The sequence below is a fragment of the Sphingobacterium paramultivorum genome (genome assembly GCF_014109745.1).
Lineage (GTDB): Bacteria > Bacteroidota > Bacteroidia > Sphingobacteriales > Sphingobacteriaceae > Sphingobacterium > Sphingobacterium paramultivorum.
This window is the reverse complement of record NZ_CP058555.1, coordinates 1,889,892-1,903,812: the sequence shown is the minus strand read 5'-3', so window position 1 is coordinate 1,903,812 and position 13,921 is coordinate 1,889,892. Positions and strand designations below refer to the sequence as shown.

General features: G+C 39.3%; 13 protein-coding genes. 5 read left to right on the top strand and 8 right to left on the bottom strand.

Annotated features, from left to right (window positions below):
* Positions 1 to 10: 10 nt before the first annotated feature.
* On the bottom strand, positions 11 to 1,609 hold the full coding sequence (locus HS960_RS08305; protein ID WP_182332085.1) for a sulfatase family protein: 1,599 nt from the start codon (positions 1,607 to 1,609) through the stop codon (positions 11 to 13).
* Between the two features lie 170 nt (positions 1,610 to 1,779).
* Here HS960_RS08305 and HS960_RS08300 point away from each other — a divergent pair, with 170 nt between their 5' ends.
* Positions 1,780 to 2,982: an MFS transporter gene (locus HS960_RS08300; RefSeq protein WP_153848675.1), complete on the top strand. Its 1,203-nt coding sequence runs from the start codon at positions 1,780 to 1,782 to the stop codon at positions 2,980 to 2,982.
* Between the two features lie 62 nt (positions 2,983 to 3,044).
* Here the strand turns inward: HS960_RS08300 and HS960_RS08295 are convergent, their stop codons facing one another.
* Positions 3,045 to 3,845 carry a GNAT family N-acetyltransferase gene (locus tag HS960_RS08295; RefSeq protein WP_153848674.1) on the bottom strand — a complete coding sequence of 267 codons (801 nt, stop codon included), beginning with the start codon at positions 3,843 to 3,845 and terminating at the stop codon, positions 3,045 to 3,047.
* A 7-nt stretch (positions 3,846 to 3,852) separates the two neighbouring features.
* A complete protein-coding gene (locus tag HS960_RS08290) occupies positions 3,853 to 4,842 on the bottom strand; it encodes a GlxA family transcriptional regulator (RefSeq protein ID WP_182332083.1) in 990 nt (329 codons plus the stop codon).
* A gap of 167 nt (positions 4,843 to 5,009) precedes the next feature.
* Between HS960_RS08290 and HS960_RS27140 the strand changes: the two genes are divergently transcribed.
* Positions 5,010 to 5,138: an EthD family reductase gene (locus HS960_RS27140; RefSeq protein WP_153848672.1), complete on the top strand. Its 129-nt coding sequence runs from the start codon at positions 5,010 to 5,012 to the stop codon at positions 5,136 to 5,138.
* Positions 5,139 to 5,189: 51 nt separating this feature from the next.
* Positions 5,190 to 6,116 (top strand): SRPBCC family protein, encoded by a 927-nt coding sequence (locus HS960_RS08280; protein ID WP_227550369.1) that lies wholly within the window; start codon positions 5,190 to 5,192, stop codon positions 6,114 to 6,116.
* A 42-nt stretch (positions 6,117 to 6,158) separates the two neighbouring features.
* Here HS960_RS08280 and HS960_RS08275 read toward each other — a convergent pair whose 3' ends face one another.
* Positions 6,159 to 7,028, bottom strand: a complete 870-nt coding sequence (locus HS960_RS08275) for an alpha/beta hydrolase (protein WP_159726778.1) — start codon at positions 7,026 to 7,028, stop codon at positions 6,159 to 6,161.
* A 246-nt stretch (positions 7,029 to 7,274) separates the two neighbouring features.
* Between HS960_RS08275 and HS960_RS08270 the strand changes: the two genes are divergently transcribed.
* Positions 7,275 to 8,144 carry a pirin family protein gene (locus HS960_RS08270; RefSeq protein WP_182332082.1) on the top strand — a complete coding sequence of 290 codons (870 nt, stop codon included), beginning with the start codon at positions 7,275 to 7,277 and terminating at the stop codon, positions 8,142 to 8,144.
* A gap of 115 nt (positions 8,145 to 8,259) precedes the next feature.
* Here the strand turns inward: HS960_RS08270 and HS960_RS08265 are convergent, their stop codons facing one another.
* The 4 genes from HS960_RS08265 to HS960_RS08250 form a co-directional block, all read right to left on the bottom strand.
* Positions 8,260 to 9,696: an MFS transporter gene (locus HS960_RS08265; protein WP_227550368.1), complete on the bottom strand. Its 1,437-nt coding sequence runs from the start codon at positions 9,694 to 9,696 to the stop codon at positions 8,260 to 8,262.
* A gap of 224 nt (positions 9,697 to 9,920) precedes the next feature.
* Complete coding sequence (locus HS960_RS08260) at positions 9,921 to 11,156, bottom strand: TCR/Tet family MFS transporter (RefSeq protein WP_327196885.1); 1,236 nt, start codon at positions 11,154 to 11,156, stop codon at positions 9,921 to 9,923.
* A 135-nt stretch (positions 11,157 to 11,291) separates the two neighbouring features.
* Positions 11,292 to 11,762, bottom strand: coding sequence for an OsmC family protein (locus tag HS960_RS08255; RefSeq protein ID WP_153848669.1), 471 nt, complete (start codon positions 11,760 to 11,762; stop codon positions 11,292 to 11,294).
* 184 nt (positions 11,763 to 11,946) lie between these two features.
* Complete coding sequence (locus HS960_RS08250) at positions 11,947 to 12,399, bottom strand: DinB family protein (protein ID WP_153848668.1); 453 nt, start codon at positions 12,397 to 12,399, stop codon at positions 11,947 to 11,949.
* A 395-nt stretch (positions 12,400 to 12,794) separates the two neighbouring features.
* Between HS960_RS08250 and HS960_RS08245 the strand changes: the two genes are divergently transcribed.
* Positions 12,795 to 13,904, top strand: coding sequence for a sensor histidine kinase (locus HS960_RS08245; RefSeq protein ID WP_182332080.1), 1,110 nt, complete (start codon positions 12,795 to 12,797; stop codon positions 13,902 to 13,904).
* Positions 13,905 to 13,921 lie beyond the last annotated feature (17 nt).

Below are 13,921 nucleotides of genomic sequence, written 5' to 3'. Positions count from 1 at the left end.
GGCCAGTAAATTATTGTTTTACCTTCGGTAAAAACTTTTTGTCGTTCTCATCGGAATCTTTATAGTAGGCTCGGGCTTCGTCCAGTTTATGATGCATTTCTTCACGTACGTTTTGGTATGCTTGTACATTGTATACATTCTGCATTTCCTGTGGATCTTTCTCTAGATCGTATAATTCCCACTCATCTTTGTCATAATAGAAATGGATCAGTTTGTACCTTTCGGTACGAATCCCATAATGTCGTTTTACCATATGAATGGAAGGGTACTCATAGTAGGTGTAATATACTGCATCGCGCCATTGTTTTTCTTTTCCATTGAGTAGACCACGAAAAGATTTTCCCTGCATATCTTTCGGAATTGTAAGTCCTGCATAATCTAGGATTGTGGGGGCAAAATCAAGATTCTGAACAAGTGCTTTTGAGGATTGGCCAGCTTTAATTTCTGCTGGATAGCGGATCAATAAGGGGGTTCGGAGCGATTCTTCATACATAAAACGTTTGTCAAACCAACCATGTTCACCCAGATAGAACCCTTGGTCTGAGGTATAAATGACAATTGTATTTTCGTCGAGTCCATTGTCTTTCAAAAATTCCAATAGACGTCCAACACCGTCGTCCACTGCAGCAACGGTACCCAGATAATCCTGCATATAACGTTGATATCGCCAGCGCATCAGGTCTTCTTTGGACATGTTGTGATATTTCATCTTAAAATCTGCCATGATTGGGTTGTAGATTGAATCCCATGTTGCGCGCTGCGCTGCAGTCATTCTTCCTAGGTTTCCATTGAAGGCAGCTTTATCCCAGGATAGATATTCTTTTAGTCCCAATTCATCCATTAGCGCAGGAGGTATCTTGTTGTCACCAGCCCAGTTCATGTGTTTAAGGATATTCATTTCAGCGGTTTTAGCAGCAGTTCCTCTTCCTTCGTAGGTGTCGAATAGATTATTCGGTTCTTTGTAGGTTTTTGATGTATATTGTTGAAGATGTCGCAAAGCCGGTAGCCACTCTCGGTGTGGCGCTTTTTGATGATAGAGCACACAGAAAGGTTTGCTGGTATCTCTTTTAGCGATCCAATCTAGGGTCATATCGGTGGTGAGATCCGATACATAGCCTTGTATTTGTTGTTTTACACCATTGATAATAAAGTTTGGATTATAATATTCGCCTTGGTCAATAAGGACCGCTGAGTGGTTAAATCCCTGGGGTAGGCCATCCATATGGATTTTACCGATTAATGCCGTTTGATACCCATTTTTTTGGAGAATCTTGGCAAAGTTGTCCTGATTCCAATCGAATTTTGCCTCATTATCAATTTTCCCATTCATATAACTGTGCTTCCCAGTTAGGAGTACAGCCCGACTGGGTGCACATAATGAATTTGTCACGGTCGCACGTGTGAAAATGGCACCTTCCTTTGCTAATCTGTCAATATTGGGCGTTTCGTTCAATCCGTAACCATAAGCGCTGATCGCTTGATAACCATGGTCATCACTCATGATATATACAATATTTGGATGCTTTTTTGCATGGCCTTTTTGTGCCAATGCCCAAGAAGGTACAAGTGTGTACAAGGTGAAAGTAAGTATATAATGATGCAGTTTCATGGTTAAGGTTTGAATGTGTTATGCTGATCGATTTTACCTCAGGCTAATATAGGTGTTTTCATTGAGACAATGTCGGTGCTATTAGTTTAATGATAGGTTGTACTATTTAAATGATTTGTTTATTAAATTATTCTGATAGAAATTTGTGTTATTAATAATTTCAATTATATATGAAGAAGAGTTTATTAGCACTTGCACTGGGGGGATTGGGGATAGGAATTACCGAATTTAGTATGATGGGGATGCTACCGGACGTTGCCCAAAGTCTGCAAGTTTCAATTCCGGAAGCTGGTTATCTCATTACAGCTTATGCCTTAGGTGTAGTTATCGGTGCCCCACTGTTGGTGGTTGTTATGAATCGATTCTCGCCACTTAAGACCTTGATTATCCTCATGGGATTGTTTACCCTATTTAATGGATTATCTGTAGTTGCTCCAGACTATGGTCTTTTGTTGGTATCGCGTTTTATTTCGGGATTGCCACATGGTGCTTTCTTCGGGGTAGGGTCTGTTATTGCCAGTCGATTGGCCGATCCTGGTAAAGAAGCGCAGGCTGTAGCGACGATGTTTTCCGGATTGACAGTTGCCAATTTATTTGGGGTTCCATTGGGTACCTATATTGGACATCATTTTTCATGGCGTTATACTTTTCTATTGATTGTTATCGTCGGTATTTTGACCATGTTAGCCTTAAAGTTGTGGATGCCTAAAATGAAAGCAGCACCTAAAAATAATCCTTGGAAGGACTTTGGCATTTTTCGCAATGTGAATGTCTGGTTTATGGTTTTATTATTTTCAATAGCTCCAGGGGCACTGTTTGCCTGGATAAGTTATATAGCTCCGCTGATGACTGAAGTGTCTGGTGTTGCTGATAAATACCTGCCTTATATTATGGTTTTGGCTGGATTAGGTATGTTTGTGGGGAATTTGATCGGAGGGAAGTTGACGGACGCTTTTTCTTCAACAAAGGTGGTTGTAGCCGTACTGGTGGTTCAGATTTTATGTATGTTGGTTATTTACGGGCTGTCTGACAACGTTTGGGTATCCTTGGTGATGACTTTTTTAACCGGAGTCACTACTTTTGCGCTCGTACCTTCGTTAACCTTATTATTGCTTAACTCGGTAAAAAGTGATGCTGAAATGTTGGTTGCTTCTTTAGGACCTGCTTGTTTTAATATTGCGAATGCATTGGGTGCCTTTTTAGGTGGTGTACCCATTAATCAAGGCTATGGTTATACTTCTCCGGCTTTGGTTGGTGCGGTTATGGCAGCTTTAGGAATCGTAATTTCCCTATGTTATATCCAACGAAGCAAAAAGCAACCGGCTGTGGCTGCCAAAAAGGTTCTTGAGGATGCGGTAGGTCAGCTTTCGTAGAGTCCATTATGTTGTCTTGAAATTTGCTATCGGTTTTAAAAAAATAACGTATAGAATTGGTGTTAACCTAGATTTCCACCAATTCTATTGAAGATGGACTGAAATTGAACATCGATATTTTCACCCAGGTACATGCGCTTGGCCTGACGTTTTATTGGATAACCTTGGTTCAATAGAAAGGAAACTGCGGTTGTATTCTCTTTCGGTAGCACAACTTTGGAATTTTGCATTAAATACATTTTTAACAATGCCATTCCTGCAGCTTGTTCATTGGCAACAATAAGGCCTTCTCCCAAAGAAGGAAAATAATAACCGCGGAGCGTTTGGTTCTTCACATATAGAAAACCTGAAATGAAATGCGGTTCTATTTCGCATCGTCTATTTTCAGCTGCGGTTGTTAGGTCGAGCCTCAGAAGTTGCTTTTTGTATCGGGATTGATATTGCTGTATATTATTGTCCGCTTCTTCAAGATGGGGTGCTTGTATATCATCAAAGAAAAGATAAGAAGAAGATTCCTTGAAGCCGAGCTTTGTGTAAACAGGCGCGCCCATATCCGTTGCAATGAGTTGAATGCTGTTGCATTTTTTGTTGTTTGCTATACGAATAAGTTCTTGGGTGGTTTGTTTCCCATAGCCTTTTCCTCTTTCATCGGGAGCGACGATAATATGTCCGAGCCAGGCAACGTTGCTATGGATAATGGTCGTACCTATGGCCACAATTTTCTGATCGACCAGGAGTTTTATGGGGAAACAAAAAGGGCTTTCTATATAATGCTGTATTTTGATCGGCACATTACCCCATCCTTCTGGACTTAATGCTGTGATGACGGAGAGATCAGAAAACTGAATCGGTTCAAAATTCATCTAACATCTATTTTATTACTGCTTTATTGTACTTGTTTTTATATTCAAGGGGAGAGAGTCCTGTAAACCGACGGAATATCTCGCGAAAAGCCTTTATGTCCGTATATCCAATAGCGTACATCACTTCATTTACCGTTTTCCTCGAGCTTTCCAATTCTTTTTTTGCCGATTCTACTTTTATCCGTTGAAGATATTCCACGGGCGTATTGCCTGTCGCTTTAATAAATCTACGGTCGAAATTCCGACGTCCGACAGTGAATTTTTCAGATAACTTCTCCATGGAAATTTTTTCTGAAAAGTTATTCTCGAGATAGTCCTGTGCACGCATGACCATTTCATCTCCATGTGATTTTTGACCATTAAAGATCATAAAATCGGACTGTGTTTGTCTGGCAATATCAATTTGAAATATTTTGGAGCAATAAATAGCCGTCTGTCTGTCGTAGAACTTTTCGACCAGGTAAAGGAGGAGATTAAGGAACGAATAACCGCCACCATTGGTATAGATTCCTTGCTCATCAGTAATAATTTGTTCTGTTTTTAAGTTAACCTTTGGAAAGAGCTTATGAAAATTTGCCGCTGATTTCCAGTGGATAGAGCAGTTTTTGTTATCCAAAAGCCCTGTGGATGCGAGCAGATATGCGCCGGTACACATGCTTGCAACATTTGCTCCCTTGGTATAATGGTCTAATATCCATGCTGAGAGCATGCTATTACCAGCTTCTATCGCACTAAAATTAGAAATGACAGCGGGTACAATAATGAGGTCGGTCTTTTGAATCGTAGTGATATCTTTCTGCGTCATGACCGTTAATAATCCATTGACAAAGTTACTCTGTTTGGAAACTCCTGCCAATTCTATATTAAATATAGGTTCCCTGTTCAGTTTATCGTAATAGCGGTTCGCTTCTGTGAATACATGGTATGTTCCAACAATGCACGATATGGTATTAGGGCCTGTCTGACTGTCTGGAACTAAGATCGTTAGATGTTTCATGTTGAAAGTTTATAAGATTGAATAAACGATAATACGCTTATTTGATACTATCCAAATATACCGAAACGACTTGTCTAAATCAACCGCTGAGAATGTCTATTTTACACCCCTTTTTGTGTTTTGAAGTCCGCTATATTTGATCTATAAATTTAAATTAATACCACAAGATGGTACGAATGATCGCAATATACAAGACTCCTACGAATAGGGAGTTTTTTGACAAACACTATTTTGAGACACATATTCCCTTGGCAAAAACGCTTCCGGGACTTATTCGTTTAGATTTACATATTTGATTGAGGTATAGGAATATAAGAAGTATGAGTTAACGTTATAAAATACGATGAATGATGAAAAAGGAAGATTTTAAAATAAGCATTACCGTTGAAGCAGGTGCTCAACGTGTATTTGAAGCAATCAATAATGTCCGCGGATGGTGGTCTCAAAATATTGAAGGGCCAACTGCTGCTTTGCATGATGAGTTTATATATCATTATCAGGATGTACATCGTTGTCGAATACGAATAGAAACGATGGAAACAGATCGTAAAGTAGTCTGGCGGGTCCTCGAAAACTATTTTAAATTCACCCAGGATGAACGGGAATGGACTAATAGTTCCATTATCTTCGATATTGTGGAAGATGCGGGTACAACTACATTACATTTCACCCATCGTGGGCTTAATTCCCAGATGGAATGTTATCAGGTATGTCATGATGCCTGGACGTATTATATAGCGGACAGCCTAAGACAATTGATTTTAACTGGGCTGGGACAGCCTACTCCAAAGGAGGAAATAGCGCTGGGGGCTATGGAAGAGAATCGCATACCACATGATCTTGGGACAAAAAGTATCTACCATAGGCTGTTAATTGAAACTCCTGTAGAGACTGTTTACAAGGCGCTTACAACGGCGGAAGGACTAGCAGGCTGGTGGACACCAGATACCAAGGCAAAGCCGGAGATTGGTGCGATCCTGCGGTTTGGATTTGGTCCGAGCTATTTTAAAAATATGGAAGTTATTTCGCTGAAGCCTTATTCCAGGGTCGAGTGGCGCTGTGTCAAGGCATTTGAGGAATGGATTGGAACGACACTGACCTTTGAACTTGAACCTCAGCAAAAGGGATGTATGCTGCTGTTTCACCATGATGGCTGGGCAAATTATAGTGCGGAATTTGCTTCCTGCAGTTTTGATTGGGCACTATTTTTCAGGAGTTTAAAATTTTTCTGTGAAAAAGGAAAGGGTTTTCCTTATCCCGAATTTAAGGTATAAAATTCCTGAAGGGGCATAGTGTATTTTTGGTATAAAATGAGACTATCGCAATAGCTCGGCAATCGCATGCAGATAGTCTTTATTTTTAGAAAAATCATTATGTCCTTCCTTTGCCAAACGTATCAATTTATCCTGTTTTTTAAAAAAGTTACTCAGTTTAATGGAAGAATCAAAATAGACGGCATTATCCTGGTCTCCGTGGAAGATGATCGTTCTACATTTTACTTTTTGCAATGCCGCAGCATTGTCGAAATAAAAGGGGATCCCGCTTGTATCGAGTTCAGGAGCGACATGTTGTGTCCAATCTTGAAAACTATAGTAAGGTGCCTGAAGAATAAGCATTTTTGGAGAATTATGCGAAGCAATAGTTGAAGCAAGTGCCGTGCCCATAGATTGACCGATTATGATAATGTGATCTTCCGGATACTGTTGTGTCAGCTTATCATAGACCGTTTGCAGATCACGATAAAGTAGTTCTTCATTGGTTACTTTACCTTCACTTTTTCCGTAACCTCGGTAATCCAGCATAAAAAGATCATATCCGTTATCAGTATAGATATTGGCAATTTTACCCCAGGTATCTACAGCCCCATTACTGCCATGCAAATAGAAAATTAGTCCTTTGCTCTTGTCTGCCTTAAACAAGATTCCATGGAGTTTAACATGATCTGCTGTTGTGATAAATTGTTCTTCAAATTTGCCCTGAAAGCGGAACGTGGAATCTTGGAGCTTTTTACCTGGAAACAGTTGTTCTTCAAGTATTTCATTCCAGTTTGGTTTCACTTTAGATTTACTGTTGGATTGCGCATGTACTGCGGGGTATAAAAAGATGAATAGCAAGAGTAATAGTATTGGACGTAACCAAAGGTGACGGTAGAATTTTGTTAATGTGACGGTATTGTTTGAGTGCATAAAGATACTTGGTCTATGATTTTTATTGAAGTTACACATTTCTATGGCATCCAGAAAATGTGGGATTCCTAGTTTTAGCAGTATCTTTTCTTATAAACTTAATCTAGGTTAAGTTTATGCCTTAATCCAGGTTGTTGGAAGCAGGCTTCTTCTCGTCGTACCTTTGAGATAGCAATTTAAAATGAAGTGAATCAATTTGGGCTTCAACTTAAATTCATCAAGAACGATAAAAAAGGAGATCATAACATGAAAAAATCAATTGAAAGAATTTTCCAACGTCCAGCTCAACCGGGTATGGTAGGAGATGGATTTCGTGTATTTAATATGATACCAGGGAATGGGATTTCCCAAAAGAGGATGAGTCCATTTCTTTTACTGGATTTCAACGCAGCATTTGATTTTGGACCTTCGGATCATATCAGAGGCGTGGATGTACATCCGCATAAGGGATTTGAAACCGTTACTATCGCCTACAAAGGTAGTGTAGCCCATCACGACAGTTCGGGAAACAGCGGAGTTATTTGTCCGGGTGATGTACAATGGATGACTGCCGGTGCGGGTATATTACATAAAGAATACCATGAAGAGGAATTTTCAAAAAAAGGTGGATTGTTTGAAATGGTTCAGCTCTGGGTTAATTTACCAGCGAAAGATAAATCAACGGAGGCACATTACCAGGCGATTACAGCCAATCAGATGGGGAAGGTACTATTGCCTGACGCAGCAGGGGTAGTTAATGTCATCGCGGGAAAATTTAAGGATACGGTAGGGCCAGCGAGCACCTATACGTCTGTCAATCTATTTGATATCAAATTGGCGGAGCAACATGAAACGAATTTTTTAGTTCCACAAAATCATAATACTGCGATGCTGGTTGTGAATGGGGAGGTCGAGGTCAACGGTGAACTTGCGAAGGAACATAGTTTTGTTTTATTTGGTCATGATGGTGAAGAGATCTCGATAAAGGCCCATAAAAATGCGGTTTTACTTGTGTTAAGCGGTGAGCCCATCGATGAACCTATCGTGAGCTATGGCCCATTTGTAATGAATACACAGGCAGAGATTTACCAAGCCTTTGAAGATTTTCAAGCTGGCAAGTTTGGTGTGCTCGAATAAGTGATATAAGTTTCCATCCATGGCCTACATGTATAACATGTAGGCCATTAATGGATATCATCATATAGAAGATTTTCTGTTAATTAGCTTTTCTTTAGATTATGGTGTTCAACGACTAAGAAAATTTTTTTGGCCGTCTGTCGTAGCAGATATGGATGATGAGAACCAGTAGTGTACAACAAAAGCCTGTCGACACCACGCCATTCCATTGAAAGTATTTCCAAGCGAGAGGGGCCAGGTAACTACCCAATGATCCACCCGCAAAGTAACTAAACATATAGACTGTATTTAGTCGGTTGGTTGCCCCGATATTTAAGGCAAAGAAAGCAGATTGATTGCTGATATGCATTGATTGTAAACCCAGGTCAATTAAGATTACACCAGTTATTAATCCGATATAGCTATTCCCCCCGATGTAGAATACAATCCAGCTCAATAGCAGGATACATATGGAACCAAGAATAACGGTATACGTAGAAACACGCGTTGCGATCCGGCCGACCAATGCTGCTGCCAAAGCGCCAACAGCCCCTATTAATCCGAAGGATCCAGCTACAGCGGACCCCGCGTGGAAAGGAGCTTCCTGTAAATGAAATACCAATGTAATCCAAAAAGCACTGAATCCCGCAAAACCTAGGGCACCTCTGAGTGCAGATAGCCGTAACACCGGTTGAGTTTTTGTCAGATGGATCAATGAGTGCATTAATTGTAGATAACTTCCTTGAAATGTCGGTTTCACATCGGGGAGTGCGAAAGCTAATAATAACATGAATAGAACCATTAATGCAATCGCCATATAATAGATCGCCTGCCATCCCCAGATATCGCCAATAAATCCTGCTGCGACGCGGGAGAGCAGAATACCTAATAGTAAGCCACTCATGACCATTCCGATTGAAGAATTGCGTTTTTCGGGAGTAGCAAGTTCGGCCGTAAGGGGGACGAGCATTTGGGGAACGACTGAGCTAAATCCAACCATAAAGCTTGCGATATAGAGCAGCCCAAGAGTGGGAGCGAAGACCATTGCCAATAAGGAGGCTATGATGAGTAGAAAAATTGATAATATTAATTTCTTTCTTTTTATCATATCTCCCAAAGGAACGATAAAGAGTAGCCCTGTTGCAAAACCGATCTGGGTGAGCATAGCAATCATACTAATTGCAGCTTCACTAACGTGAAAGTCTTTCGCCATCAATCCCAAAAGCGGTTGATTATAATAGTTGTTGCCGACGACTACTCCAGTTGTCAAGGTAATAAGCCATAAAAGAGGCTTCGTCAGTATAGGTGTATCCCGTTTTGAGTTTACGTGGAGTTTTATGTTTTGATTTGTTATGTCTGTTGTATGTATCATTTTGAATTTTATCTCCTTGCCTGCAAATTTACAGCGATCAGTAATGTAGGAATTGAAGAATTCGATCCATGAATTGAAGAATTGAAGTTTGATTAACCTAAATTGATCCAGAAGTGAGATGATTGTGTACTGGACCAGATATTGTGTTTCTGTTTTTTGACTTAAGTCATGGTTTTCAATTGCGAGGCGTCTGGATGCCATTTTTAATGCTAGATGCCCTTGAAAAATATCGTTTATTGTTGGATGAGAATCCAATGGTTGTCAGAAGGCTATCCAATAGAATAGTTGCTTCTTATCTTAATATTTCACAGGAGATCGTGTGTCGCTTAAAGTCAAAGGTTTAAAATTCAACTGGCCTATGCAGTTCTTATATGCATAGGCCAGTTGAATTTTAGATGAAAATAGTGCAGACTGATCAATCAGGTTTAAAGATTTATTTGCTGATTTCTCTTTTTCCGAGAAGCATTATATACAATGATCACACTAATCGTCATCAGGATAAATGCTAAGAAAAACGGCGCGCCAGAAAATTTAAATGGTGCTTTGTCATGGGTGAAATAATAAAATAGGTTTGTCATCATCGGTGGACCAATAATCGATGTTGCACTCATTAAGCTCGTTAGTGCACCTTGAAGTTCACCCTGTTCGTTTGAAGGAACATTTTTGGTAATAACAGACTGAAGAGCTGGTCCACAAATACCACCCAAGCAATAAGGGATAAGGAAGACGAACATCATCCATCCCTCGCTTGCAAATGAGAATAACAGTAGTCCAATGGCATACAGGGTCAATCCATAGAAAATGCTTTTTTGTTCACCAAGTTTGGGTGTAGTCCATCGAATTAAAACACCCTGAACCAATCCAATCAATAATCCAATAACACCTAATGAGATACCTACCATTCTTTCTGTCCAGTCGAATTTATACATGGTGAAGAAGTTCCAGTTACTTTGAACTGCATGACCTGCGATATATATTAAAATTAAGGCAACGATTAATCCGGATATTTCTGGATGTTTTCCAAGAAACTTAAAGGATCCAATTGGATTTGCGCGTTTCCATTCAAAAGCTCTACGTTTTTCTTTATCTAAGCTCTCAGGTAAGATAAAATAGCCATACAGGAAGTTTAGCATACACAGTCCTGCGGCCGCATAAAAGGGAACCCTGGCACCATAGTGACCGAGTAGACCGCCGATAACTGGGCCGATGATAAAGCCTAGACCAAATGCAGCGCCTATTAGACCAAAGTTCTTTGCCCGATCTTCATCCGTGGATATATCAGCGATATAAGCACTTGCCGTTGTAAAACTAGCGCCTGTCAGTCCAGCGATAACACGTCCTAAAAATAGCCAACCTATAGTTGGCGCGAGGGCAAGAAAGATGTAGTCTACAGCAAACCCAAAAAGTGAGATCAAAATAATTGGCCTTCTGCCATATTTATCACTGAGGTTACCAACGACAGGAGAACAGATGAATTGTGTGAAAGCGTAGGCAAAGCCGAGCCAGCCGCCATATTTTGCCGCTTCACTGATGTCGCTATGAATCAATTCCTCGATAAGTTTAGGAACGACTGGAATAATGATTCCCCAACCCGTAATATCGATTAGTAGTGTAATAAATATGAATCCGATTGCTGCTTTTTTCTTGGAATTTTCCATCATGATTCAAAAGTAATGAAATCCTTAAAAACTTGTTTGTTATTTAATTACTAATTTGTGCTGCGTGTTATATTTTCGGTAGTGTTAACAAACAAAAAACAAGAAGTTTTTTTCTTTCGATAGAACGCCTAAGTCTGATTAGATCGCTTGACATTTTGGATGGTGCCGTACAGTAAAATTACATGAATTCGCAATAAAACACAGTTTATTTGCTTGGGCATGTAAGGATAAAGCAAGTTCTATCTGGGATTTATCTGTGATGAGAACCTCGGGGTGTAGTGTGACTTCTGTAAAACGACCACTTCCATCTCCATCCGTTTCGAGGGTAGCGATAGCATTGTCCGTATAGGATAAAACCTCGATGCTATTTTGTGAGCAGACGTACAAATAGGACATCATGTGGCAAGAAATCAGGCTGCTAAGCAGCAAATCTTCCGGATTGTACAATGCGGGGTCACCTTTGAATGCTTTTGCTGCGGAAACTTGCAGGTCAGCTTTCCCTTCGATCGCGATGTGATGGCTCTTTGTATAAATTTTTGAACCCACAGCAGTAGGCTGTTCAGGATTTTTCCAAGTTAAGGACGCTTTGAAGATATGTTTGTAACTCATTTTTGTTTCAAATTTAAGGTATTCTCCAATATTATAGGACGTCTAGTCCGCAAATTGCAAGATGTGCAGGATAGGTCGAATTGACTAGATCAAAATTTTATATTTATCATTTGGAGCAAATTGGCATTTCGATAAAACTACTTCGTTTGTAATCAGACTGCAGTGGTGTCTGATTACAGTACTGTTATGTGCGAACAAAAGTGATATAATCTGTGTTGATAGGCTCAATCCCATTTTTTCGCATTTCGCTTGCTATTTGCGCCCTGTGATAGGTGCCATGATTAAAGACGTGTAACAGAATGTCGTTGGCCTTATTATGAAAAGCCTGATGCTGTGTGTTTGTATAATTGATAATTTCATCCTCCATATCATTTCTGCGCTGAATCTGCTGCCCAAATCCTTCTGAAGTTAAATCGTGATACCTTTGGCAATCGATGATACTGTGCTCATCCCAAACACCAACAGGTGGTTTTTCACCAGTTAATCGACTTAACCAAATAATCTGCGCATTGACAATATGGCTAAAGAGCCGTATGCAAGAATGAGGTACTTTTTCGCCTTCACTTTTCAGTTTATCCAGTAGTGCTGTATTGGCCCAGTTATTATATAACCAAAGCTGCATAAAAGTAGTTGACATCTAATTGTTGTTTATGTGGGTTCTATAAAATTAAATATACGGAAGATAGAAGTAAATGAAAATTACCTAATTAATTAAAATTATAGAATAACGCTATTCTATATTGATAACCTAGCAAATTACTTTATTTGCTGGATGAACTAGCTGTTGTGTGCACGCTAAAAATCATAGTCATTTTAAAGCAATATATTTGTTACAATTTAATTATTTTGTGCGTAATTCTATTTTTTGAATTTGCTCAGTTCTTAATTGGGATATATTCAGATTGTTAGCATTATAGGTTTTTGTTTTTTGTCGCAGAAATGTCTTTTTGCGTTATCACTTGACAAGTCAGACTACCACAAACTAAAGGATATCATTATATTAGACTGATATTATTGAAAAGTATGCTATCTATGAACAGGTTTTTCCAAAATTACAATACGGGGAAACGTATTATCCTTCACTTGTGTTTTTGGTTTTTGGTTTTGGGAATGCAATTCATTTCCTATCAGCGGATAGATATTGATAATTCCTGGATTTTGTTTGTAAAGGATGTATTTTCTTTGTTGACAATATTTTATGTGACAGCATATATCATCATCCCGCGATGGTTTATTCCAGGGAAGTTTGTGTTATGTATATTATGGTTGTTGTTTATTTACGCCTGGTGGTCGTTTCTAAGTTACTTTGCTGCACTATTAACGTTGAAATATCTAACACCAGATATTCGCCTGTCAAGCTATCTTGAAATAATATTAAGTCAAGGCATCTTTGGTGCTTTTCGCCTTTCTTCCATTAGCGATTATTTGTTGGATTTTATTTTTTTGGTGGCGCTGCCATTGACCGTAAAAATTGTACAGGCATTTATGTCTGTCAGAAATTCAAAAATGAAACTTGAATTGAAAAATTCAGCACTGGAATTGAACAATGTCCAGTTGGAACTTGCCTTTCTAAAATACCAGATTAACCCACATTTTTTACTTAACACACTTTATAGCATCTATGTGCTGGTATCCGATCATGATGAAAGAGGCGGCGAAAGTATGATGCGTTTAAGCAGTATTATGGTGTATTTACTGCATGAAAGTAATCAACCCAGGATAGAAATTAGCCGCGAATTTCAATTGCTAAAGGATTATGTTGAATTGGAAAAGTTACGCTATAGCGAGACCGTGCAGATCAAATTAAATCTGGCGGCTGAAGACGAAAACAGCATGATGGTTCCTTTGATCTTTTTTCCGTTTGTAGAAAATGCATTTAAACACGGCCCTCGGCTAAGTTCTTCGGCGGGATGGATATCCATAGACATTAAAGTGAGGGATGATAAGGTATATATGCACGTGGCTAATGCGTATAGAGAACTTTCAAAACCAGAAAATTATATCGGTGGATTAGGGATAGAAAATGTAAAAAAACGACTGGAACTTCATTATCCTTATAATCACAATTTGGAAATAAAGTCGCATGAGGGTGTATTTAGTGTTAATCTTGTTGTAACTTTACATTCGGAAACAGAGCCGTAGCACCAAAGCAGCGGGTT